At 62.1% G+C, this 22,157-nt stretch carries 22 protein-coding genes and 2 pseudogenes; 13 read left to right on the top strand and 11 right to left on the bottom strand.

The annotated features are described in order from the left end of the window. The first annotated feature begins 259 nt into the window (after positions 1-259). Positions 260-1,078, top strand: coding sequence for a DUF1206 domain-containing protein (locus tag QTI68_RS09430; protein WP_286521149.1), 819 nt, complete (start codon positions 260-262; stop codon positions 1,076-1,078). A gap of 120 nt (positions 1,079-1,198) precedes the next feature. On the opposite strand, the gene QTI68_RS09425 is transcribed toward QTI68_RS09430, so the two are convergent. Further along, entirely contained in the window at positions 1,199-1,357 is a 159-nt protein-coding gene (locus QTI68_RS09425; RefSeq protein WP_286521148.1) for a DUF3309 family protein, read from the bottom strand. Then, positions 1,354-2,545, bottom strand: a pseudogene (locus QTI68_RS09420) (DesA family fatty acid desaturase). The gene QTI68_RS09425 and the pseudogene QTI68_RS09420 overlap by 4 nt, the downstream one beginning before the upstream one ends. 278 nt (positions 2,546-2,823) lie before the next feature. Here QTI68_RS09420 and QTI68_RS09415 point away from each other — a divergent pair. From QTI68_RS09415 to QTI68_RS09405, 3 genes and pseudogenes are all read left to right on the top strand, one after another. Next, a complete protein-coding gene (locus tag QTI68_RS09415; protein WP_286521565.1) occupies positions 2,824-3,534 on the top strand; it encodes a Crp/Fnr family transcriptional regulator in 711 nt (236 codons plus the stop codon). A gap of 202 nt (positions 3,535-3,736) precedes the next feature. Next, complete coding sequence (locus tag QTI68_RS09410; protein WP_286521147.1) at positions 3,737-4,429, top strand: Crp/Fnr family transcriptional regulator; 693 nt, start codon at positions 3,737-3,739, stop codon at positions 4,427-4,429. Positions 4,430-4,512: 83 nt separating this feature from the next. Further along, a pseudogene (locus QTI68_RS09405) lies at positions 4,513-5,571 on the top strand (AI-2E family transporter). A 206-nt stretch (positions 5,572-5,777) separates the two neighbouring features. Here the strand turns inward: QTI68_RS09405 and QTI68_RS09400 are convergent. The 5 genes from QTI68_RS09400 to QTI68_RS09380 all read right to left on the bottom strand — a co-directional run bounded on the left by QTI68_RS09400 (position 5,778) and on the right by QTI68_RS09380 (position 11,697). Then, positions 5,778-6,512, bottom strand: coding sequence for a Crp/Fnr family transcriptional regulator (locus QTI68_RS09400; protein ID WP_503011640.1), 735 nt, complete (start codon positions 6,510-6,512; stop codon positions 5,778-5,780). Positions 6,513-7,251: 739 nt separating this feature from the next. Next, complete coding sequence (gene istB / locus QTI68_RS09395; protein WP_046543662.1) at positions 7,252-8,055, bottom strand: IS21-like element helper ATPase IstB; 804 nt, start codon at positions 8,053-8,055, stop codon at positions 7,252-7,254. Further along, entirely contained in the window at positions 8,052-9,545 is a 1,494-nt protein-coding gene (gene istA / locus QTI68_RS09390) for an IS21 family transposase (RefSeq protein ID WP_286521146.1), read from the bottom strand. Before istA ends, istB begins: the two co-directional genes overlap by 4 nt. 75 nt (positions 9,546-9,620) lie before the next feature. After that, positions 9,621-10,568 carry an SDR family NAD(P)-dependent oxidoreductase gene (locus QTI68_RS09385; RefSeq protein WP_286521145.1) on the bottom strand — a complete coding sequence of 316 codons (948 nt, stop codon included), beginning with the start codon at positions 10,566-10,568 and terminating at the stop codon, positions 9,621-9,623. An 82-nt stretch (positions 10,569-10,650) separates the two neighbouring features. Beyond that, positions 10,651-11,697, bottom strand: coding sequence for an alpha/beta fold hydrolase (locus QTI68_RS09380; protein ID WP_286521144.1), 1,047 nt, complete (start codon positions 11,695-11,697; stop codon positions 10,651-10,653). Between the two features lie 224 nt (positions 11,698-11,921). Here QTI68_RS09380 and QTI68_RS09375 point away from each other — a divergent pair, with 224 nt between their 5' ends. The 4 genes from QTI68_RS09375 (at position 11,922) to QTI68_RS09360 (ending at position 15,340) form a co-directional block, all read left to right on the top strand. After that, positions 11,922-12,401, top strand: a complete 480-nt coding sequence (locus tag QTI68_RS09375; protein WP_286521143.1) for a carboxymuconolactone decarboxylase family protein — start codon at positions 11,922-11,924, stop codon at positions 12,399-12,401. A gap of 188 nt (positions 12,402-12,589) precedes the next feature. Then, on the top strand, positions 12,590-12,790 hold the full coding sequence (locus tag QTI68_RS09370) for a hypothetical protein (RefSeq protein WP_286521142.1): 201 nt from the start codon (positions 12,590-12,592) through the stop codon (positions 12,788-12,790). Between the two features lie 282 nt (positions 12,791-13,072). Continuing rightward, entirely contained in the window at positions 13,073-13,936 is an 864-nt protein-coding gene (locus tag QTI68_RS09365; protein WP_286521141.1) for a di-heme oxidoredictase family protein, read from the top strand. Positions 13,937-14,332: 396 nt separating this feature from the next. Next, complete coding sequence (locus tag QTI68_RS09360) at positions 14,333-15,340, top strand: bestrophin family protein (protein WP_286521140.1); 1,008 nt, start codon at positions 14,333-14,335, stop codon at positions 15,338-15,340. 558 nt (positions 15,341-15,898) lie between these two features. Here the strand turns inward: QTI68_RS09360 and QTI68_RS09355 are convergent. After that, entirely contained in the window at positions 15,899-16,675 is a 777-nt protein-coding gene (locus QTI68_RS09355; protein WP_286521139.1) for a GntR family transcriptional regulator, read from the bottom strand. Positions 16,676-16,797: 122 nt separating this feature from the next. On the opposite strand from QTI68_RS09355, the gene QTI68_RS09350 reads away from it, so the two are divergent. Continuing rightward, the gene (locus tag QTI68_RS09350) at positions 16,798-17,487 is read left to right on the top strand and encodes a tripartite tricarboxylate transporter substrate-binding protein (RefSeq protein WP_353506406.1); all 690 of its coding nucleotides are present in this window, start codon (positions 16,798-16,800) and stop codon (positions 17,485-17,487) included. Then, on the top strand, positions 17,475-17,600 hold the full coding sequence (locus QTI68_RS09345) for a hypothetical protein (RefSeq protein WP_353506405.1): 126 nt from the start codon (positions 17,475-17,477) through the stop codon (positions 17,598-17,600). The genes QTI68_RS09350 and QTI68_RS09345 overlap by 13 nt, the downstream gene beginning before the upstream one ends. A gap of 12 nt (positions 17,601-17,612) precedes the next feature. Here the strand turns inward: QTI68_RS09345 and QTI68_RS40335 are convergent, their stop codons facing one another. Together QTI68_RS40335 and QTI68_RS09330 are read right to left on the bottom strand one after the other, a co-directional pair. Beyond that, entirely contained in the window at positions 17,613-18,077 is a 465-nt protein-coding gene (locus QTI68_RS40335; protein ID WP_503011639.1) for a DUF3565 domain-containing protein, read from the bottom strand. A 32-nt stretch (positions 18,078-18,109) separates the two neighbouring features. After that, positions 18,110-18,763, bottom strand: a complete 654-nt coding sequence (locus QTI68_RS09330; protein ID WP_286521137.1) for an alternative oxidase — start codon at positions 18,761-18,763, stop codon at positions 18,110-18,112. A 320-nt stretch (positions 18,764-19,083) separates the two neighbouring features. Here QTI68_RS09330 and QTI68_RS09325 point away from each other — a divergent pair, with 320 nt between their 5' ends. Beyond that, positions 19,084-19,311 (top strand): hypothetical protein, encoded by a 228-nt coding sequence (locus tag QTI68_RS09325; protein WP_286521135.1) that lies wholly within the window; start codon positions 19,084-19,086, stop codon positions 19,309-19,311. 50 nt (positions 19,312-19,361) lie between these two features. Here the strand turns inward: QTI68_RS09325 and QTI68_RS09320 are convergent, their stop codons facing one another. Beyond that, positions 19,362-19,871 (bottom strand): antitoxin Xre/MbcA/ParS toxin-binding domain-containing protein, encoded by a 510-nt coding sequence (locus QTI68_RS09320; protein WP_286521133.1) that lies wholly within the window; start codon positions 19,869-19,871, stop codon positions 19,362-19,364. Positions 19,872-20,400: 529 nt separating this feature from the next. Here QTI68_RS09320 and QTI68_RS09315 point away from each other — a divergent pair. Together QTI68_RS09315 and QTI68_RS09310 are read left to right on the top strand one after the other, a co-directional pair. Further along, entirely contained in the window at positions 20,401-21,318 is a 918-nt protein-coding gene (locus tag QTI68_RS09315) for an MBL fold metallo-hydrolase (protein ID WP_286521131.1), read from the top strand. A gap of 86 nt (positions 21,319-21,404) precedes the next feature. After that, positions 21,405-22,148 carry a gluconate 2-dehydrogenase subunit 3 family protein gene (locus QTI68_RS09310; protein WP_286521130.1) on the top strand — a complete coding sequence of 248 codons (744 nt, stop codon included), beginning with the start codon at positions 21,405-21,407 and terminating at the stop codon, positions 22,146-22,148. Positions 22,149-22,157 lie beyond the last annotated feature (9 nt).

Raw genomic sequence — 22,157 nt, 5'->3', positions numbered from 1 at the left:
GGCCACGGCGACCTGCAAGCCTAGTCCCACGATGCGGCGTCCATCAAGATTGCCGCGAGAACTGGCCGATGTCCCTTCGGGAGAGCCAGGTTGGTCCGTCGGTCCTCGGTGACGCCGTTACTCGCTTCAGCTTGAGCCTTGTGGATCACTCTGGCGTAGAAGCGTCAAGGTGGGCCACCGGATGCTTGCTTTCTAACAGCTTAGGCAGAAGATCTCGGATCCGAGGTTGTGTTTGACAACTCACCAGGCGCGCCCCGCGATGGCAACCAAATCCGGCGGCAAGGTCGAACAGGCTGGCGACAGCGCGCCATTGAAGATGCTCGCCCGCGTCGGCTTGATTGCATACGGCGTTGTCCACCTCTTGATCGGCTGGCTGGCGCTGCGAATCGCATGGGGCGCGTCGGCCAGCAAGACAGCCGACCTCTCCGGGGCGCTAAGAACATTAGCTGATCAGCCCTTTGGCAAGATCCTGCTATGGCTGGTTGCGGTCGGCATGGTGGCGCTCGCGCTCTGGCAAGCCAGTGTAGCCATCTGGGGTTATCGCAATTTCGAAGGCGCCAAACGGGTCCGCAAGCAGGCCACCGGCGGGACCAAGGCCGTGATCTACGCCGCGGTGGGGGTCAGCGCAGCGTCGATCGTCCTCGGCTGGGGATCGTGGGACTCGCGGTCCCAGCAGCAGACCACCTCTGGTGTGCTGGCGTGGCCCGGCGGGCAGGCGATCGTCGTGGTCACGGGGCTGATCATCATTGGCGTCGGCGTGGCCGGGGCCGTCAAGGGCGTGAAGAAATCCTTCGGTGAGGAGATTGACACTTCGTCGATGTCCCCAGTAGCCCGGAAGAGCGTTGCGCGATTGGGCCAAGTCGGATACATCGCCAAGGGAGTGGCTCTGGGCGTGGTGGGGGGCCTGCTCAGCTATGCGGCGCTAACGTTCCACCGGCAGAAGGCGCAGGGGCTGGACGGCGCGCTGCAGGCGATCCTGGCGCAGCCGTTCGGGAAGTTTCTGCTTACGGCGGTGGCGCTTGGATTCGTGGCCTTCGGCCTGTTCGCGATGCTCGAGTCACGATACCGCCGGATGTAATTCTCCAGCACCAAGCGAACGGACGCCCCTGGTTCAACGACGAAGCTGTCGTCGAGGAGATGCACGGATGACGGTGGCACGTTGAGTCTTCGTACCGCGAGCAAGCTCTCCGGCAAAGCGCTAAATCTTTCCCAACAACAACAGAACGACCAGGACCAGCAGCACCAGCCCGAGCCCCCCGCTGGGGCCGTAGCCCCAACCCCGGCTGTGGGGCCAGCTTGGAATGGCGCCGATGAGCAGCAGAATCACGACGATCAGCAGAATTGTTCCCAATGTCATTTCATTTCTCCCGTCGGTGAGTCGTAGCGGCGCAGCGTTCGAGAAAATTCGCGCAGTGCGCCAACGCCTCTTTGCTCAGCGCGTCGGCACCAGTCCTCCAACTGCTTCACCAACTGCGCCTTCGAGGCGGCGGATCGACCCCACAGGCCAATGAGTTCTTGCCGCATCGAGTAGATGGTGCTCAGCACCGTGCTGGAATGCAGAGCCTGGTCCAGGACGGCACGTTCCTTCTCCGGCAGTCCCCTCACGTCCCCTTGCAGCAAGTACTTGACCGGATCCAGCGCTCTGGCGTCGGCCGAACTCGGGGTCGTGCTGGCCCGCAGGCTGAGGAGTTCCTCCACGGCAGTCGGGCGCAGGAATCTGGCGAACTTGGCCAGCACGTCGTACCGGTGGGTGATGACGGCCTGCAGGGTTCCCACATCGCAACGAGTCTTGGATGTGTTGTAGCGAATCCTGGGCGCCACCTTGCGCACCCTGGCCAGGTGGATCATTTCAAGGATGCGGATGTACATCCAGCCGATGTCGAACTCCCACCACTTGCTAGCCAGCCTGGCGGAGGTGACATAAGCATGGTGGTTGTTGTGAAGTTCTTCGCCGCCGATCAGGATGCCCCACGGCACGATATTGCTGGAGTTGTCATTCGGCGCGAAATTGCGGTAGCCCCAGTAGTGGCCGACGCCGTTGATGACGCCGGCGGCGAAGAACGGAATCCACAGCATCTGCACCGCCCACATGCTGAGCCCGATCGGGCCGAACAGGGTGACGTCGATCACCAGCATGGCGCCAATCCCGAGCCGGGAGTGTCTCGCGTACAGGTTGCGCTCGATCCAGTCGTCGGGGGATCCACGGCCGTACCTTTCGAGCGTTTCGGCGTTCCCGGATTCCAGGCGATAGAGCTCGGTGCCTTCGAACAGCACTTTCCTGATGCCATGGATCTGCGGGCTGTGGGGGTCTTCGGGCGTTTCGCAGTTGGCGTGGTGCTTGCGATGAATCGCCGCCCATTCCTTCGTCACCATCACCGGTGGTGAGCCACAGCCAGAAACGGAAGAAGTGGCTGGCGGCGGAATGCAATTCCAGCGCGCGATGCGCCTGATATCGATGAAGGAAAATGCTGACCGCGGCGATGGTGACGTGGGTCAAGCCCAGCGTGACCAGTACAAGCCCCCAATCGATCAGGCTAAATTGCATCACAAGGTCCACGGCAGAACGGCGCGCCGACGTCCGATGATCTTGGACGTGGTCACGATGTCCTTGTCCGCAATCCTAGTCAGGCCAGGGCCGCAGTCTGTGCGCTACCGTACAGTTGTCGCGATTTTTCTGTTCGGCCAATAGCTCGTGCCGTTCGCATGTATGTGCGCTAGCGAACATACAGACGATATCAACCCGCCTATGCTCCTCGCAAACGCTGTAGAAGAGCACCACCACGGTAATCCTCGAAGCCAGACCCACCCTGGAGTTCCGTGATGATGGCCGCTTCGCCCGACCCAAGAAAGAACCACCTGCTCGCCGCACTGCCGGAGGCGGAGTGGCAGCGCTGGCTGCCACAACTTGAATGGGTCGAGATGCCGCTGGGCCAGGTCCTGTGCGAGTCAGGAAGCACGCTCAGCCACGTGTACTTTCCGATCACCGCCATCGTCTCGCTGTTGTACGTGATGGAGAACGGCGCCTCGGCAGAAATTGCGGTGGTCGGCAACGAGGGGATCATCGGCATTTCGCTCTTCATGGGAGGCGAATCCACGCCGAGCCGCGCGGTGGTCCAAAGTGCCGGGCACGGCTTTCGCCTGAAGGCACAGCTCATGAAGGATGAATTCAACCGGGCGGGGCCGGTGCTGCACCTGCTGTTGCGCTATACGCAGGCGTTGATCACCCAGATGGCGCAAACCGCAGCGTGCAATCGGCACCACTCGCTGGACCAGCAGCTGTGTCGCTGGCTGCTGCTGAGCCTGGACCGTCTGCAGGGCAGCGAGCTCGTGATGACGCAGGAGCTGATCGCCAACATGCTCGGCGTGCGCCGAGAAGGCGTGACCGAGGGGGCGCTCAAGTTGCAGCAGGCCGGGCTGATCCGCTACGCGCGCGGCCGCATCTCGGTGCTGGACCGACGAGGGCTTGAACAACGCACTTGCGAGTGCTACGCGGTCGTCAAGAAGGAGTATGACCGTCTGCTACCAGGGAACTGACGACGCAGCCGTCTGTGGTCTGCTGCGGATGCGGTTGGTCTGTTTGACGAGGCAATTCGTCTGCCGTTCTGTGCGCTAACAGACAGTCAGTGCGTGTCTCCTCATGCAGACTGGTTGCACAGGTCGGACCCTGTGCTCAACCGCAACGCAATCTTCCTGATCTTCGTCACCCAGGGGTGGCAGCAACACATCGGAGAGCCCATTGGCCACCGTCGAGAACCACCTCATCGAACTGCTTCCGCGCGATGATCGGCGGCGCCTGCTGGCCCTCTGCGAGCCGATCCAATTGGTGCTGGCCGAGGTCCTGTGCGAGCCTGGCGAGCCGACCCGGCATGTCTACTTCCCGATCGAAGGCTTCATCTCGCTGGTGGCGCGGACCGACAGCCATCCGGGGCTCGAAGTGGGCATGGTGGGCCGTGAAGGGATGCTGGGCGCACACCTGGCCCTGGACGTGGTCACCGCGCCCTTGCACGCGCTGGTGCAAGGCCCCGGAGCCGCATGGCGCATGACCACCGCTGACTTCCGGCGCGAACTTGCGCGCAGTTCGGCGCTGCGACGCAGCTTGAACCGCTACATCTATGTCCTGATGTCCCAACTGGCCGCATCGGCCGCATGCCTGCGCTTTCATCTTATCGGTCCGCGCCTGGCACGCTGGCTGCTGATGAGCCAGGATCGTGCGCACTCCGACAGCTTCCGCGTGACGCATGAGTTTCTTGCCCTCATGCTCGGCGTGCGCCGGGTCGGCATCACGACGGCCGCCAGTGCCTTGCAGCGCAGCGGCCTGATCGAATACCACCGCGGTGACCTGACGGTGCTCGATCGCAGCGGACTCGAGTCGATGGCGTGCGGCTGCTATGCCGCCGACCGAAAGGCCTACGCGGAACTGCTGCCTTGAAAGCTCGACATGGACGGCCTTGACTCCCCACCGGCGGCCGCCGCACCCGAGCCGGAGCACGTGCACCTGCACATGCCATCGACGTGAGAAGTGTGTCGTTGGCGCTGATCGCGCTTGCAATCAGCGTCTATGCGCTGCACTGGGCCAGCGCAGTCTTCATTCCGCTGCTGCTGGGCGTGATGTTCAGCTATGTGCTGTCGCCAGCGGCGGACCGACTGCAGCGCTGGCACATCCCGCGTGCGCTCGGGGCTGCGGTGCTGCTGCTCGCGGTCCTGGGCGGCCTCGGTTCGATGGTCTATTCGCACAGCGACGGTGCCACTGCGCTGGCCGAACCGCTGCCCGACGCAGCGCAGAAGGTGCGCCAGTCGCTGCGCGCGCTACCCGGCGCGTCCGAGAGTTCCATGGAGAAGGTACAGCGGGCGGGGGCGAAACTCGAGGAGGCGGCCGAAGAAAGCGGTTCGGCGGCTCCGCAGACCGGCAGTCCTGGATACTGAAGCGCGGCCGCTCGTGGCGCGGGACGGTCGGCACCATCGGCTTCATCGGCCAAGCGATGATGGTCTTGCTTCATCACCTTCTTCCTCGTCGTCTCGGGTGACACTTTTCGCCGCAGGATGGTGAGGATCGCAGGACCCACCTTCCGGCAGAAGAAGATCACGGTTCAGGCGCTCGACGAGATCACCGAGCAGATTCAACGCTATTTGCTGGTGCAGATCCTCACCAGCGCGCTGGTCGGCGTGACCACCTGGGTCGCCTTGCTATGGATCGGGCTGGAACAAGCGGCCGTCTGGGGCGTCGCGGCGGCCGTGCTCAACCTCGTGCCCTACATCGGTCCGATTGTGGTCACCGGTGGTTTGGCGCTGGTGGGCTTCCTGCAGTTCGGCACGCCCGGAATGGCGCTGCTGATCGTTGGCGTGTCGCTGGCCATTCAATTCGTCTCCGGCTACCTTCTCACGCCTTGGCTGACCAGCCGCGCAAGCCGCATGAACCCGGTGGCAATCTTCGTCGGCGTGCTCGCCTGGGATTGGCTGTGGGGCGTCGCCGGCCTGCTGCTGGGCGTGCCGATGCTGGTGGCCGTCAAGACCGTGTGCGACCGCGTTGAAGACCTGAAGCCGATTGGAGAATTGCTAGGCGCCGAGCCTTAGCACGCTGCAGCGCACTGGCCGAGTCCAACGCCGCGTCATATGCCGGGAGGTACCCGGCCTCGGTGCGCTTTCACCATTGAACTTCCCCGCCGGTCGCTTCATTAGAAAATCCGATCGCGCGTTCTTCGGTTCACAGCGGCAATCGGGGATTGCAGTTCGCCGGGTCCGGGAAACTCCGCTGTTGGCCGCACTTTGAATAGTAAGGCTCATGTCGCTATTTCGTGAGGCAACAGGCGGTCCGTCTCGCGCTTCACCACGGCGTAGCATTCGCACACGTGCCGCTCGAGACCGACTCGGTCAAGAACCAGGATGTGCCCTCGGGTGTATCTGATGAGGTTCAACCGCTGCAGTCTGCCTGCCGCCTCAGTCACGCCCTCGCGACGCACACCGAGCATGTTGGCAATGAGTTCCTGCGTCATCGATAGTTCATTGCCCGGCAACCTGTCGAGACTCAGCAAGAGCCAGCGGCATAGCTGCTGCTCGAGCGAATGGTGCCGGTTGCACACCGCTGTCTGCGACATCTGGGTGATAAGCGACTGGGTGTAGCGTAGAAGCAGGTGGAGCAAGGGGCCGCCGTTCTCGACGAACTGCTTGATGTGGCTCGCGCCCAGCCGGAACGCATGGCCTGCGCTTTGCACCACGGCGCGGTTCGGCGTGCTGCCACCACCCATCAGGAGCGATACGCCCACCATGCCCTCGAATCCTACGACTGCAATCTCCGCGGATTGCCCGTTTTCGAGAACGTACAACAACGAGACAATGGAGTCGGTGGGGAAGTACACGTACTGTTGCACGGCGCCCGACTCGTACAGAACCTCTCCCAGGTCGAGCGAAACGTGCTGAAGAAGCGGCGTCAGGCCGACCCGGACATCTGGAGGCATCTCCTCCAAAAGGTCATTGTGCGCCGCAGCAAAGCGCGGCGAAGGTAGCGTCGGTAACATGATCCGCTGCCGCGAAGTTCACCAATATTCTGTAGCAAAAAGACCTCGGGCGTACGCTATCGCACAAACGAAAGCGATAGCTATTTCTTGGCTGCGTGTGGCACGGCCGCACGGTGCGAAACGTCTTCCAGCGCCACCTTTTAGACTTCAGCCTTCCATGGGGAGCGACTCCATGTCCCCCCGCGATGACACCTTCCGAGCTTGCCGCCGACGCACTCGGCTTACTTGAACGGACGGCGCCTCCCATAAATCCTGCATGGCGCGGTCGTGTGGGTCGCCGCAACGCGGCTGGAAAGCGGCGAGACGCCGGGTGGTGCTTGACGAGACTTTGCGAACCGATTCGACAACCAAGCCAGAGCGAGAGATCGGGAACTAGACAATCCCAAGTGGGCAAACGCTAGCACCAGGGAGGTTCCAACGGCGCCCCCCAGGCACGCCGACGTCACGATGTGTGAGCCCATCCTGATTCGTACCGTTTCTGCCGCCGATTGCAGTCGTGGGACACGACCAGCCCGCGCTCGCATTGCCTCATGTGTTGAGCAAGGCTCGCGATGTCGTTCTCGACCAAGGAATTCGTGGTCGACCAGAGGCCAATGGGCTTGCAGACTTCCATGGGGAATCCCCTTCAGCGCAGCCCCAGATTTAGTTCTTCCCGAACTTTGTCTTGGCGGCGGCTGCCCGGCGTCAACTATTCTGAGCGCCGGGCGTCAATTATCTTGTGCGGTGCGGTCGAGCAAGATCATTGAGTAGTTGTCGTTGCGCTGCGTTGCCGGCGAGCCGGCAACGCAGCGCGGCGGCGGTAGCTGTCCACGTTCATCTCCAGGATCGTCGCGTGATGCACGAGGCGGTCGACCGCGGCGATCGTCATGGCCTTGTCGGGGAAGACCTCGTCCCATGCCGAGAACGGTGCGTTGGCCGTGATGGCGATGCTCTTTCTCTCGTACCGCTCTGCGATCAGCTCGAACAGCACCGAGGTCTCGGCTTGGTCGCGACGCGCATAGCTCAGATCGTCCAGGATGATCAGATCGAAGCGATCGAGCTTGGCGAGTTCCCCCGGCAATCGCAGGTCCCGGCGCGCCGCCTGCAGGCGTTGCACCAAGTCGCTCGTGCGCACGAAGAGCACCTTGTAGCCGTGGTCGATCAAGGCATGGCCGATGCCGGCAATGAGATGGGTCTTGCCGACGCCCGGCGGCCCGAAGGCGAGCAAGTTGTGCCCTTGTGCGAGCCAGCCATCGGCCTCGGCCAACGCCGTGACGTGAGCCTTGGAGACCGCTGGCACGGCGTCGAAGTCGAAGCTTGCCAGGCTCTTGTCCGGCGGCAGATGGCTGTCGATGCGTGCGCGCGCAAGCCGGCGCGTCTCACGCTCGTTGACCTCCTGCTCGAGCAGCACGCCCAAGAAGCGTTCTGCCGGCCAGCCTTCGCGGTTGGACTGCTCGGCCAAGTCTGCCCACAGCCGCTTCATCGTGGGAAGCCTCAGCTCCCCCAGCATTAGGGGTAGGCGCGCTGCATCGGCGGCGCTGCGCGAGGATGCGATCGTGTTCATGCGGCCTCCAGCAGTTCGTCGTACACCGCGGTGGCCGGCAACATGACTTCCACGAACGGCATCAATGCCGGACGCGGCGCGAACTGCGTCCGCAGCACCTCGATGTCGGGGATTTCATTGCGCTCGCCCAAGGCGCTGAGGATCCCGGCGAGCTCGGCCACCACATTGGCCCGATCCGCGAGATCGAGCAGGTTCACCATCAACCGGCAGGCCTCCCGCTCACTCAGCCGCTGACTCATGTGCTCCCAGGCCTGGGCGTATTCGCTGCGCGGGAACATGGCATCGCGCAGCATCCATCGGGCGAACGCTCCGGGCTTGCGCCGCAGCGACGGCAGCATGTGGCGCCAGTCGATGCGCTTGGGATGCTTGGTCTGGGCGCTGCTGCGCAACCGCTCGCACTCGAACACCTTCACTCCGCCCAGCCAGGCTTCGAGATGCGCGCTGTAGAGCCGAACCTTCAGCCGATGGCCGACCAGCCTGGACGGCACGCTGTAGTGGGCGGCCTTGATGCTGATCAGTCCGAACTTGCTGACCCTCGCGTCGACCTCTTCGAAGTCCACCGTTCGCCGAGCCGGCAGCGGCCGAAGGCTGGCACGCTCGACCTCCCACGTCCGAGCGCAGCGCGCGTTCAGCCGCCGCACGGTATCGGCGACGAACTGGCCGTAACCATCGAGGCTCGCGAACTCGCGTGTGCCGCGCAGCAGCAGCGACTGATCCAGCGCAGTCTTCAGGCTGCCCTGGCGCGCTTCGATCGAACCGTTCTCGTGGCTCACGCCCGGATTGTTGCGGCTCGCGCGCAGGCCGTAGTGCGCGCACAGCTCGCGGTAGCGGGCGGTGAGCTCCTCCTGCTCGGCCAGGTTGTTGAACGCCGCCGACAGACTGTCGGTGCGATGCTCTTCGGGCACACCACCGGCCATCCATAGTGCTTCCTGAAGACCGCTCGCCAGCGCCTGGAAGCTCTCGCCACCCAGCACGATGCAGGCATGGCGCCAACCACTGTGGGCGAACGCGAACTGGTACAGCCGGTGCGGCAAGGCCTCGCCGACGATGGTGATGGCCAGCTCGTCGCAGACCGTGAAGTCCGACAGCCCAAGCCGGCCGGGCGGATGCTCCTGGGCGAAGAAGATCTCGCGATCGCCACCGTGCTCGGCGCGCCACTGCCGCACCCGGCGCTGCAGGGTGCGCAACACCGTGCCGTCAAAGCGCTGCGGGTATCGAAGCTGCAGTTCCTCCAACACCGTCACCGCCATCAGCCCAGGGGCCGATTCCAGCATCGGCACGACCTCCGCCGTCCACACCTCCGTCAGCGGGTCGGCGCGCGTGCGCCAGTTGCGCGCCGGCTTCTGGGAGGGCAGCAGCACCGCCGATTCGATACGCCGCGCGCTGGCTACGCTTACTCCGGCCTTGGCAGCCGCCACCTCCTGGCTGTGCTTGCCGCGTAGTTCCTTGTACTTGGTCACTTGATGATCCGATATGCGTTTGCCGGGCAAGGTGGCTGCCTCCTCTAGAGGCAAACCACTTTAAAACCCGACCGCAAACGCACCCCGGGCGCGTGCGTCAACCGCTCACGATAGTTGTCGCTGACCGCTCAAGATAATTGTCGCCCGCCACCCCAAAGATGGATCGGTGGAATCCTCAACGGATGCCGACTCTGCAACGAGAGCGCCACGCGATGGGCTACAAGATCGGTCACCGGCCCACACCGTGGTCGCGGCGCCCTGGGCTACGCTCTTCCATTCGAGTTGCGGCTGCCCTTGTGTCTCGAACTGGGCGTTGAGTCGCTGGACGGCCAATTCCATGTTCTCGAACCCGATGTGCCGACCGAGACCGGTCCTGATGGTCCCAGGATGCACGGCAGTGGCACGCACCCCGCGCACCTTGTGGCGTCGATCGAACTCGACGGCGAACAGGATGTTTGCGGTCTTGGAGCGCGCGTAGGCCATCTGAGGTTCATACGCTGTGCGCTCGAAGTTCAGATCGTCCAGCGTGAAGTCCGCGGAGCGATGGGAAGCCGAAGACAAGACCACGACTCGGCCGCCATTCACGATCAGCGGCGCGATGCGATTGATGAATGCGAAGTGGCCCAGGTGGTTTGTACCCAACTGCGTTTCAAAGCCATCGGGTGTACGGCCCAGAGGTGTCGCCATGACGCCGGCGTTGGCGATCACGACATCGAACCGGCGCCCGTCCTCGACCAGGGCATCCGCGCAGGTGCGAACGCTTGCGAGCGACGCCAGGTCGAGCGCGACGAGCTCCAGGCCTCCGCCATCGGCGGCATCTGCAAGCACTGCTGCGGTGGCAGTCACTGCGCTGTCAATGTCTCTTGCTGTGCCGACGACCTGCGCGCCATGGGCGGCCAACGACCGAGCTGCTTCCATCCCGATACCGGACGATACGCCGGTCACAAGGATTCGCATCCCGCGCAGGTCGATGCCAGACAGCGCATCGTCTGCGGTCGACGTCGCGCCGAGCTCTGCGCGTCCAAGCTCGGAGTTGCCAAACGAATTGGTCAAAGTTCGCTTCCTTTCAATGATGAGGTGATTTCCTGGAGCGCGTAGGCACGTGCTCGGGGCCGCGTCCGCGCAACGAGGGAGGCTAGTTCTGACCTGGGCGACGGCGAGCTGCCCGCGAGAGCTCCCAGACGGCATCGGCAAACGCCTCAGGCGCTTCCTCGGGCAGGTTGTGCCCCGCGCCTTCGATGACGCGGTGCACGCGTGGCCCGCTGAACTTTGCAGCAGAGGCTTTGCCATCGTTGGCCGGCACGACACCATCGGCGCTGCCGTCCAGGGTGATCGTCGGAACCCGGATTGCGGGCAGCGCTGAGAGTCGGCCTTCTACTTCCAGATAGGCAGGGTATCCGCTCGCCGCGCCCAAGCGATGTCTGTAGGAATGAATGACCACGTCCACATAGTCTGGGTTGTCAAAAGCGGCGACGTGACGGTCCAGTGTCGCATCGTCGAAGTGCCAGTGCGGCGAGTTCCGAGTCCAGATCGTTCTGGCAATCTCGCGCCTGTTGGATTCGAGCCCCAATCTTCCCCGTTCGGTCAAGAAATAGTGCTGGTACCAGATTCCGGATTCGACGGAGGGTGCAACGGGCCGTCCGGCACTCGCAATATCCTGGATGAGATAGCTGTTCACGGAGACAAGTCCATCACATCGTTCAGGCCAGAGCGCAGCGGCGACGCAGGCAGCGCGCCCACCCCAGTCGTACCCGGCCCACACCGCCCGGCGGAGTTTCAGGGCTTCCATGAGCGCCAGCAGATCCGTGCCGATTGCGCCTTGCTGACCCGAGCGTGGCGTGTTGCTGTCTATAAAGCGAGTCGATCCATGGCCGCGAAGGTAGGGAACGATCACCCTGCACCCGCGCTGAGCGAGGTCAGGAGCAACCTTGGAAAAGCTGTCCACGGAGTATGGAAATCCGTGGAGCAGGATCACCGCGGGATCGTTCTCGCGGCCCAGTTCGAAATAGCCGACATCGAGAACTCCGGCCTGGACCTGCCTCAGGTTGCGTCCGTGCAGCCATGATCCCTGATTCGCAGACTCTGCCGCGAAGCCGGTGCGCATCGTCGGCCCGTTGGCCACCAGGATTCCTGTGGCCGTGGTCCTGATAAAGCACCGCCGGGTCGTGTTCGTAGTGTTCATGAATGACTTCTCGATGATTCGATGCTAGCCATCGGCGCTTGGCCTTGGTAGACCGCCATTGATCAACGCGATGTTGACTGGAATGCACCAGCCCGCAGGAGTTTCCAAGGTTGAATGTCACAAGATTGCGGGGTCATCCGTCTTCTGTTCTGCGAGGCAGGTAGCAAAGCCCTCTGCAAGTGCATCCCGTCATCCGGAAATCGTCTCAAGGAGCAGCCACAACCATGGTTCAGCGTGTCAACTATGTGCAGCAATCGCCGGAGCTCTTCGAGAGCTTTTTGGCATTCCATGCCGCAGCCAAGGAAGGCGTCATTGATCAGACAATCCGCGGCCTGGTTTCGATCAGGGCTTCACAGGTGAACGGCTGCGCGTTCTGCCTGGATCTGCAGGTGAAGCAGGCCAAGTTGCATGGCGAGCGGACGTTGCGCTTGAACCATGTGGCTGTCTGGCGAGAATCGTTACTGTTCAGCGCGCGTGAGCGCGCGGCTCTTGCCTGGACCGAGGCCCTTACCAGGTTGGCTGAATCGGGCGTGTCCGAGGAAAGCTATGCGAGGGTGCGAGCGGCGTTCTCGGAGAAGGAGATCTCGGATCTGACCTTCTTGGTCGTCGCGATCAACGCGTGGAATCGAATCAACATCGGCTTCAGGCCTGTGCCGGGCTCGTCGGATGCCGCTTTCGGCCTGGACAAGGCCAGGCTCACATAAATTGCCGAACTCCTAGCCAGCTACTGGCAGTTGCTGTAATATTTAGATACAGGTGTTGGCGTACACCTCCCACCCGTCTCAGGAAAGCTGTGGATCAGCACCGCCCTTGTATCTCAACTTGTGCATGTCATGTCCAGGTTCGAGGGACGGTCGACGGGTGACGTCTCGCAGTGAGCCGAAGGAACTGCATGTCCAACAAAGATGTTCGGCCGACAACGCTGATCGGCATCAAGCGTCTCGCCAAGGTGCTCAAGTCCACCAACGGCATTCCATATCTTCAAGCCCTCGACGAAGCGGCGCGGCGCGCAAGCCTGCAGAACTTCCGCCACGCCAGCAGAGTTCTGGGACTCACCAGCGCCGCCCCTCATCTGCCATCAGCCGCTTGCTGACCGCGGACGTTCGGGCAAGTCAACCCCTCATTACCTGACTGTCTTTTCGACGCGGTCGGTGCATCGCGCGCGGGCGTGCCGCGCCTCAATTCGTTCCGTGAACTCGTCTCCGTCCAACATGCATTGGAGTTGCCTCATGATTTCTTCAGCTTGCACACAACGTATGCTGAGATGGCTGCGCGCCTGTCTGATCGTGCCTGTCCTCACAGGCCTCTGCGCATGCGGAGGTTCGGGCGGGGGGGCTCCCGGTGGGGGTTTTCCTGGTCCGGGAGCTGGGACCACATGGGGCTTCTCGAGGCCGTCGCCGAGTCGACGCTCGAGGGGTTGGCTTTGGCGAGCAAGTCGGATCCGGATGGGGCGGTCGGCAGACTGCAGATCGTCGCTGACCTCGCCGATCCGACCATCAAGCGGGTGGGTCGATTTGGATGGCGCGCCACCAGCGCGTCGGTCGTGGATCAGACGGCCGTGGCGCTCAATGCGGACATGGGCGTGACCACGCGCGCGCTCCCGACACATATCTGCGGCAAGGCAACGGCAGGATCCGACTGTCGAAGCCAGGATGGCAAGGGCCCAGAGCTCAGTGACAGCGATCTTGAACTGCTCGTGCGCTACACGAGCTTGCTCGCGGTCCCTGCAACGCGGCACTTCGACGGTGAGCAACCGCTGGGAATCCATGCCGAGAAGATCCTGGCGCAGACCCCGGCGGAGACCAGCCTGCAGGTGCAGGCGGAGAACATGATGCAGTCGAGCGTCGCGCGCGGGCGTGAACTCTTTGTTCAGGCACGGTGCACGGCTTGCCACGCGGCGACGCTGCAGACCGGCAGAACGCACAGATTTGCCGAACTGAGGGGACAGACCATCCGCCCCTACACCGACATGCTGCTTCATGACATGGGCGCCGAACTGGCCGACACCTACCCGCAGGGGCGTGCGTCGCAACAGGAATGGCGGACGCCTCCTCTGTGGGGCCTGGGTCTGGTCGAGAAAATCGACGCCAAGGTTCGTTATTTGCACGATGGACGCGCCCGCACGCTCGAAGAAGCCATCCTTTGGCATGGCGGACAGGGGCAGGCCAGCCGCGATCGCTTCAAGGCCATGGATGCTGACGATCGGCGGAAGTTGATCGACTTTCTGAGATCACTGTGAACCGCCCTGTCGCTAGTGGAGGCCGATTCGTCGCCGGTTCGTTGCGGGCACGGTCAGCGCGGCTGCAGGGCAGGTCGCGCGATGGCCCCGCGAGTGCATTGGTGAGCGCCAGGAAACAGCGGGGTGCCTTCGATCCCTCTACCGGCGTGACACGGTTGGAGCCACGATCCATGCGGCCCATCCATCTTGAAGTGGTGGGCGCCGACATTCCGCTGTCGAGCGCAAGCGGGTTGGTGAATGTTGCCGCCTGCGAGCGACCTATGTCGTGCATCGCATCGAAAGCAGCTGAAGTTGATTGAATGAGGAAGACATCGACCGGCAGGCAGACTCGGTCGATGCCATTGCAACCGGCGATAGAACTGGCGCAGGACGCCGAGCACGTACTGGGAGATCACTATGCATCTGGGCAAGACCTACAGAGTTTCCGAATTCATCGTATGGACTCGGCGGCAAATCTATTTGCTCTTGGGTGTAGGGGCGATCCCGGTGATCCTCTACCAAGTCCTCGGTCTTCGGTGGCTCACCATCCCTCTCACCGTCGTTGGACTTCTTGGAACGGCGACGTCGTTCATCGTTGGCTTCAAGAATGTGCAGACCTACAACCGCACCGCCGATGCTCAGCAGATCTGGACGTCGATCCTCAACAGCAGCAGGTTCTGGGGCATCTGTATTCAAGGGTTCGTACTTCGACCTGACGATGCCCGTCAAATGATGGAGCGCCACATAGCGTGGCTGACTTGCCTGCGCTACGAGCTCAGGAAGCCAATGCCATGGGAGTCGATGGAGAAGGCGTCGAACGCCGAATACACGCACTCCTACAGAATTCCGGAGCGGGAAACGTCCGTTGACGAGGAGTTGTGCAAATACCTCAATGAAGCAGAGCTTCGTCAAATCCTGAAGGTCAGCAATCAGGCCACGCAGGTTCTGTGGTTGCAGAGCCGCGCTCTGAAACGGATGCTAGACAACGATGGCATTTCGCTGACGTCGTACATCGAGTTGAATAAAATTCTGAAGGACCTGATTGAGCAGCAGGGTAGAGCTGAGCGAATCAAGAACTTTCCCTACCCTCGGCAGTACGCCATCATCAACACCATCTTCGTATGGGCATTCTGTGTGCTTCTACCTTTCGGACTCCTTAAGGAATTCGACCTGCTCAACCAGGGGATCACTGGCTTCATGCAGGGTAGCATGGTGTGGCTGGTCATCCCGTTCAGCGCGACGATTTCATGGATGTACACCTCGCTTGAGCAGGTCGGTGAGAGCACCGAGAATCCGTTCGAGGGCAGTGCCAACGACGTCCCGATTACGCATATGGCACGAACGATAGAGCGCGAGCTGAGAGAGATCATCGGTGAGTCTGATCTTCCCGCGATTTATCAGCCCGTCAATCAAATCATTCTCTGATGATCTTTGCAAGCACTGCGGCCATACATTGGTGCGTCACGTCAGCCGATTGGGCAGTTTTGGCCCAAAGAAATTCATGTCGAGGGCACGATGGTCTCGCGAACGGCCCTGCACCGACGTGGCTGTCGCTGATGGAATCCAGAGCCTGAAGAGGGCAAACGCAGCCGCTGTGCTCGCTTGCACGCCTAAAGTCAGAGGGCCTTATTGACCATCAAGGTGCAGTCGGTGATGGATGCGCTGTGACGGGTCAGACTGTCTGCTGTCATTCGAAATTTGCTGTCGAATGACTGCGGTCGCCGAAACCTGACCTTGGCTCTTTTCTTGACGAACGGCCGGTGTAATTTGGAACTTGACCTTGCCGACGTGAGGTTCGAGTGCGACGCTCGCGTCGGGTCGCGATCGGTAACGGACGACCAAGACGAAATCGCGCGTGGGCGGCTGCCTCCCCATGTCGCGAAATGGCGTTCAGGGCCCTGAGCGGAACTTGCGAGCCGGAAAAAGCGGACCTTCCGCTGGTAGGTCTCAATGTCGCGACTCCCGTCAAACCGCGTACCAACTTCATCGGTCGTGAACCAAGCGGCCTGCGCCAAGCGTGCTCAAATCTTTGCCGGCTATGTCCATCAACAGGCTACTGCGCGTCGGACTCGATTTGATGATAAGAAACTGAATCGGCTTGCGCGCCAAATCATGGACGAGCCTCTCGATTCGCAGCACCGCTGAGTTGAGCTCGATGCCGAGCACCGATGCTATGAACGGATCGGCAATTTCGGCGTTGACCTCCTGGACTACTCGTCCAACATCCTTCTCCTCCTTCGTAATGAGGTTGAACAGAGGACGCTTTGCCAGGGCTTCGCGAGTAACGACCGATTCGAATCTCGCAGGCAGCCATGCTTCCAAAAACATCAGAGGCACGTTCTTGCGCGAACGGGTTCGGACCACGTGTACCGCCAGCGAGTCGGGTTCAATCTGCAAGGCAGCTGCGATGTGCGACGGACAGCGCACCATTTCCAATTCAAGGACTCGCACCTTTGTTTCCTCGACTACCTGTCGCAGCGTTTCGACGAAACCGAGCGTCGGGGGCGGTTTCAAGGCTGCGGCCGTAGAAGTCACGAAGGAGCCAAGGCCTTGCTCGTTGCGAACGAGACCGGCTCCCTGCAGGTCTGCCAGCGCGCGGCGCACGGTGATGCGAGAGACACCGTACTGCTGGCACAACTCCTCCTGGGTCGGCAAGCGGTCGCCGTCTGCCATCACCCCCCGCAGGATTTGCTGTTGCAGCACCACGAATAGTTGCTTGTGCAGCAATGTGCCAGCCTGGTTTGCCAGAGATGAAGCCATGTCGCGGAGTGCCCTCGAGAAAAGCCCTAAGCGTAGCAAACCTATTGCCTCCTGGCATGTTGGTATGTTGTAATGCCTGCATACCAAGTTGGCATTCTCACCACAGCATCCTCGGAGACACCATGAAACCCCTATCCGCCTTTTGTGCACTGGCCCTTGCGGCCTCTAGCGCACTCGCTCAGTCCGGAGCCTTCCACCCCACTAGACCCGTCACGCTAGTTGTTCCGTACAGCACGGGCGGTGGTACTGACGCCGTGGGAAGAATCTTCGCGAAAGAACTCGGCGAGCTCTGGGGCCAGCCCGTCATGGTCGACAACCGCACGGGTGCTAGCGGCGCGATTGGTTCCGCGCTTGTCGCCAAGGCAGCGCCAGATGGCCAGACGCTCCTGCTGTCAGTGGCCTCGATTGCCATAAACCCGTATCTGATTGCCAAGCTTCCTTACGACACCAAGACGGACTTCACGCCTATCACTCCCCTGGCGAAGCCGGTTGTAGTGATGGTGGCTGCACCCGCGTTGAAAGCCACTGACGTCAAGTCATTCATCGCTCTCGCGAAAGCAGAGCCTGGCAAGCATTCATTCGCCAGTTCAGAACCGAGCACTCGGCTGTACGGCGAACGCCTCGCCAAAGCCGCGGGCATCAAGCTTGTCCATGTGCCGTACAAAGGGGCCGGACAGTGGATTACCGACGTCGTGGGGAACGTTGTGGACACAGGCTTCGCCAGCATCACCTCGGCGCAGCCGATGATGTCGTCGCAGCGTCCGCCGAAGTCGGCGGACGTTACTGCGAGAACTGCCACGTGTCAGAAGTGATCGATGCGCCGATCAGTCCCATTGCTGAAGGCGTTCGTTCTTTCGCGCTCGACCCGGAGATGGCCAAGCTGCTATGGATTGCGAGCGAGAAACTGGTGGGTGAACACTTTTGATGTCTGCGCCCGTCATGCATCAGGTGCTGCGTAAAACTCGACGAAGAAGCGCACCGGTCCCAGCGGCTCGATGTGGTGCAGCACATCCGGCACCACGATGCCCGGCGTCTCCGGCGTGAGCGTCACGTCCGTGCCCCAAAGCTCGACAACGTATCGCAGTCGCCCTTCCAGGACATGGATCCGTGCCCACACCCCACCGCGGGTCGAGTGATCCTTGCGCAACGAGGCGGGCGCAGTGCTTTCGGTGAAAATGGGACTGGATCTATAAGGCCTGTAGTGCTCCGGCAACTCGAATCTTTCGCATCGCACGCACTCCAGGAACGCGCCCATCTGGCCCGCTCTGCCTTCCGTGGTCAACACCCAGGGGCGAGACACGAGCGGCGGATTGTGCCGGACATGCTGGCGATGCCCACATTCCAGAATGGCCACCCAATCCGACAGCTCGTCCTGCGCGAAGCCGACGATGGAACGTTGCATCTCAAACTCCTGGTTCATTGCGACGCTGTCGCCTAAAGGTCTGCGCGTGCGCCTCGGGGACCTTCGAGCGAATTAGCCATCGTATGGTTGACGTCGCGATGTCCGGCCTCGTCGTCTCGCACGGCTAGAACCACTTCGCGCAATCGGGCATCCTGGCCCAAATCCCAGTACGCAATCGCGAGTCCAGGGGCCGGAACATTCACGACCCTGCCTTCGTCGATCTCCTTCAGATAGCGTGTGTAGCTGACCACGGCCTCTTCCTCGAAGTAGCCCACCAGTCGGTGTGCGGTGCGAGCCGAACATGCGTACAGCACCAGGAAGAACACACAGAACACCGCCTGAGTCAGCAGGACCACGACACGTTCAAACCAACTTGGCTTCGCGATCTCCAAGAATGTCATCAGGTGCATGCGCTCGTTCTCGGCCTCCGCCAGGAGCTTCTGGATCCAGCCGTCATCGTCGACCATCCAGCGCAGGCACTTGAGATGGATCAGCATGCCGCCCACCATACCGGGCACAGCCGCGACCGTCTCCAGCACGATCGCTCGGTTTCCGTAGCGCTTCGCAAAGAAGGTGTCGGCCAAGAACCGCAGCGATCGCGTGATGCCCAGCGCCAGACGATCCGAGATGCCATGAGGAACGTGGTGCCTGTAGTAGCTGGATGGCGTGTCTTGCTGGGTGTTCATGAACGGAATTCTGGAAGTGGATGCACAGGAGGAGATGCTAGGAGGACGTGATCTTCTTCGGAAGGTCCTTCTTTCTCACCTCAGCGGTTCCCGGAAGGCACCCGACGCGACGCCGAACATTTGGTGTCTGCTCCTCAACACCGAAATGACTTCGCCACGTCTACCGACCCATCGCGCACATGTCTACGCTTTGTCCTGTCGATGGATGGTGGTGCGCGCAAGAGCATTCGTACCGCCAGACCAGCTCTGATCGAAACCGCCGCGGCTGTCCTGTTCGACCAAGGACACCCGCGATAGACAACGAACTGTGAGGACAGATCATGACAAAACTACTTGCGACTGCGCTGCTTTCAATCGTTGCCGCATCGATCGTCTTCTACGCGATTCAGCCGGTAGATGCCGCCGCGACGCCACAGGCATCGGACAGCCCGGTCTCGAACTCCTTCACCTCGATCGATCTGTCGATGCCGCCGCCGCAGGAACCCTTCGACAACACGCCGATCACTCCCTTCGAGACCGTCGGTGCTGCGGCCTACGAGCCGTATTAGTGCGGTGACCCCCACTGTGCGAGGCATCTTCTCCGTCGGCAGCGGCTCTTTCAACCACGCGCAATGAAGGAGTCAGCGCGCGCCGCGTCGAGAACCGCTTCCAGATGCGTTCCCAGCAACTCGAGCGGAGTGCGCTCGCCAAGCCATGCGTTGGCAGCCACGAGCCACTGGGCAGCGGCCCAACCGTCGAAAGCGCCAGATAGCTCAGCCAGCAACAGCCGCGTCGCTTGCCCTGTTCCGAGACTCTCTCGGTCCAGTTGAAACGCGGGAATCCAGAACGTCTCATTCCAATCGAAACACAGGATTTCACCTGCGGCCATCGATCTCGAGAGGCTGGCTGGGTCGCCAGAGGCCCTCGAGGCCATCAGATGGGCCAGATCATTCCCTCGCACGAGGCCACCCGTCGCCCGATACGCATTCAGGAGGGCAACGAATGCGGCGTCGCGCTTCGCCACCCCATCCGCAGAGACACGTGCTGGATGCCCACAGGGAATCGCTTGCAGAACGTAGGGATACTCATCGGCCGCACCGGTCCAGGAGGCGGGATTGAGGATGGACATCGATTTCTCCTTGGGTCTATCAGCGACCGTGGTCGACCACGTCAAAGCGCCAAAGCAGCCGGCTCAAGTAGCGTTTCCTCATGCGCACCGTCAGCAGGGTCGGGCGAGCGGGGCGCGGCGACGACGGCGACCCTACAGATCGATCTGATGCTCGAGGTTGCACACAGCGTTGCATGAGGGCCCTTTGTTGGATGAAGCGACGACCCAAATCTCGGCATGCCGACCACAAGGCCGTCCGATTTCTGCGTCGCAGAAAAGCCAATGCTAGGGATCAGCCGCTTCACACGGTAGACAGCCATCGGTGGCCACCGTGTTGCCGGAAAGGCAACGGTTGTTTGGTGCGTACCAGGCACCACTGTGAGTCCGTTCGCAGGCCTACCGGCTCATGACCTGCCTGCCTACGATGAATGTCATACGGCCTTCCGCCGTGAACCGTGCCCGACGACGCTGGATGTCGAACGGCCACTTGTTGCCAGTCGCCTGGCTGGATTGGCCCGCGCAAGCGGACCTCACTCTTGGAGATTTCGCCATGTTTTCCGTAGATGACACTTTGCAACCCACCAGTCAAAAATCCAATGACCTGGTTCCGTCCCGCTACGCGCTGCGGGTCGGCGAGATCGACGCGCTGGTGGTCAGCGACGGCGTGCTGCCATTGCCCGCCTCGACGATGGCTACCAATGCGGACCCGGCCGACTTGGCCAACTGGCTGGACCAGATGTTCATGCCGCCGGACAAGTTCGACTGGCCGCTGAACGTGATGGTGGCTCGCAGCGGTGACCAGACCATCCTCATCGACGCCGGGCTGGGCGGCCAGTTCTCGGGCTTCCCGCGCGCCGGGCAGTTTCCTCAGCGCCTGGCCGCGGCAGGGATCGAACTCGAGTCCGTGACCGACGTGATCATTACCCACATGCACATGGACCACGTGGGCGGGCTGCTGGTCCCCGGGATCAAGGAACGGCTGCGTCCGGACGTGCGTATTCACGTTGCCGCGGCCGAGGTCGCGTTCTGGATTTCGCCCGATTTCTCGCACACGGTCATGCCCAAGCCGGTGCCGGACGTGCTCCGCTCGACCGCCACGAGCTTCTACAACGAATACCGCGACCGGCTGCGGATCTTCGAGGACAGGCATGAAGTTGCGCCAGGTGTGGTCGTCCGTCTCACCGGCGGCCACACCCCGGGCCACAGCGTGGTCGACCTGGTGTCAGGCGGTGAACGTCTCACTTTCGCTGGCGACGCCATGTTCCCAGTCGCATTCGACCACCCCGAGTGGCACAACGGGTTCGAGCATGACCCCGAGGAATCGGCTCGCGTTCGTGTCGGTCTCTTCAAGGAACTGGCGCAGACCCGTGGGCTCTTGGTGGCCGCTCACCTGCCGTTCCCCTCCGTCGGCCGGGTGGCGATCGATGGCGACGCCTTTCGTTGGGTGCCGGTCATCTGGGACTTCTGACCGCGGGTCGGCGGCACGTGTCAAGGCACTGATTGCTTGACACGTGCAGCACTGCGCAATCGTTGCCTCCCCGAAGAAAGATCCTCATGTCCATCAACGACCGAGAGCCGCCGGCGCGGCGTCTCTTTTTACGCCGTGTCGGCGGCGCGTCCGGTGTGGCGCTCGCGGGTCCAGCACTGCTGGGAGGTTTCGCGAGCCCGCCCGCCACAGCACAGGACGTCGCAGTTCGCGAAACCGAGACTCGCCACTCGGCTTACTTGTCACTGGGCCCGCAGGAGGCTGCTTGCGTCGAGGCGCTGGTCAACGTGATGTGCCCGGCCGATGCGTTGACGCCGTGCGGGGTCGATTGCGGCCTGCATCTCTACATCGATCGGCAGCTTGCCGGCGCCTGGGGGCGTGGCGATCAACTCTATCGACAAGGCCCTTGGCGCCCCGGCAAACCGCAGCATGGTTACCAGTCCCCCTTGCCACCGGAGCAGCACTTCAAGGTCGGCCTCGAAGCGCTGCGCCGCGGGGCCCAACAACGCACGGGCAAAGCCGTCGAGCAACTCGAAGCGGGCGAACTCGATGCCCTGCTCCAGCACGTCGCTGCTGGTCGGATGGACGATGAACGCTTTGCGCTCAGTGCGTGGTTCAACGATTTCCTGTACCCACTGTTCATTCAGGCCTGCTTTGCCGACCCGATGTACGGCGGCAATCGCGACAAGTCTTTCTGGCGTGCCGTGGGCTTTCCTGGCCTGCCGGCCTTTCACGGCCGCAACGTGGTCCAGTACCGCGGCCTGCCCTTCCCCGGCGCGGCCAAGCCACAGTCGATCGAGGACTTCGGCTGAAGACCCACC

This window comes from Variovorax sp. J31P207, assembly GCF_030316965.1.
Classification (GTDB): Bacteria; Pseudomonadota; Gammaproteobacteria; order Burkholderiales; family Burkholderiaceae_C; genus Variovorax; species Variovorax ginsengisoli_B.
The sequence above is the reverse complement of the archived record's forward strand: the minus strand, read 5'-3'. Positions and strand labels throughout refer to the sequence as shown.

Bases quoted from the DNA above. Each gene is read 5' to 3' on its own strand.
- QTI68_RS40335 (WP_503011639.1), bottom strand. From the start codon at position 18,077: ATGCAACGTTCCATCGTCGGCTTCGCGCAGGACGAGCTGTCGGATTGG.
- QTI68_RS09320 (WP_286521133.1), bottom strand. From the start codon at position 19,871: ATGTCCATCCTCAATCCCGCCTCCTGGACCGGTGCGGCCGATGAGTAT.
- QTI68_RS09365 (WP_286521141.1), top strand. From the start codon at position 13,073: ATGGGGCTTCTCGAGGCCGTCGCCGAGTCGACGCTCGAGGGGTTGGCT.
- QTI68_RS09430 (WP_286521149.1), top strand. From the start codon at position 260: ATGGCAACCAAATCCGGCGGCAAGGTCGAACAGGCTGGCGACAGCGCG.
- istB (WP_046543662.1), bottom strand. From the start codon at position 8,055: ATGAACACGATCGCATCCTCGCGCAGCGCCGCCGATGCAGCGCGCCTA.
- QTI68_RS09370 (WP_286521142.1), top strand. From the start codon at position 12,590: ATGTCCAACAAAGATGTTCGGCCGACAACGCTGATCGGCATCAAGCGT.
- QTI68_RS09425 (WP_286521148.1), bottom strand. From the start codon at position 1,357: ATGACATTGGGAACAATTCTGCTGATCGTCGTGATTCTGCTGCTCATC.
- QTI68_RS09350 (WP_353506406.1), top strand. From the start codon at position 16,798: ATGAAACCCCTATCCGCCTTTTGTGCACTGGCCCTTGCGGCCTCTAGC.
- QTI68_RS09375 (WP_286521143.1), top strand. From the start codon at position 11,922: ATGGTTCAGCGTGTCAACTATGTGCAGCAATCGCCGGAGCTCTTCGAG.
- QTI68_RS09325 (WP_286521135.1), top strand. From the start codon at position 19,084: ATGACAAAACTACTTGCGACTGCGCTGCTTTCAATCGTTGCCGCATCG.
- QTI68_RS09315 (WP_286521131.1), top strand. From the start codon at position 20,401: ATGTTTTCCGTAGATGACACTTTGCAACCCACCAGTCAAAAATCCAAT.
- QTI68_RS09400 (WP_503011640.1), bottom strand. From the start codon at position 6,512: ATGTTACCGACGCTACCTTCGCCGCGCTTTGCTGCGGCGCACAATGAC.
- QTI68_RS09310 (WP_286521130.1), top strand. From the start codon at position 21,405: ATGTCCATCAACGACCGAGAGCCGCCGGCGCGGCGTCTCTTTTTACGC.
- QTI68_RS09355 (WP_286521139.1), bottom strand. From the start codon at position 16,675: ATGGCTTCATCTCTGGCAAACCAGGCTGGCACATTGCTGCACAAGCAA.
- QTI68_RS09330 (WP_286521137.1), bottom strand. From the start codon at position 18,763: ATGAACACCCAGCAAGACACGCCATCCAGCTACTACAGGCACCACGTT.
- QTI68_RS09380 (WP_286521144.1), bottom strand. From the start codon at position 11,697: ATGAACACTACGAACACGACCCGGCGGTGCTTTATCAGGACCACGGCC.
- QTI68_RS09360 (WP_286521140.1), top strand. From the start codon at position 14,333: ATGCATCTGGGCAAGACCTACAGAGTTTCCGAATTCATCGTATGGACT.
- QTI68_RS09415 (WP_286521565.1), top strand. From the start codon at position 2,824: ATGGCCGCTTCGCCCGACCCAAGAAAGAACCACCTGCTCGCCGCACTG.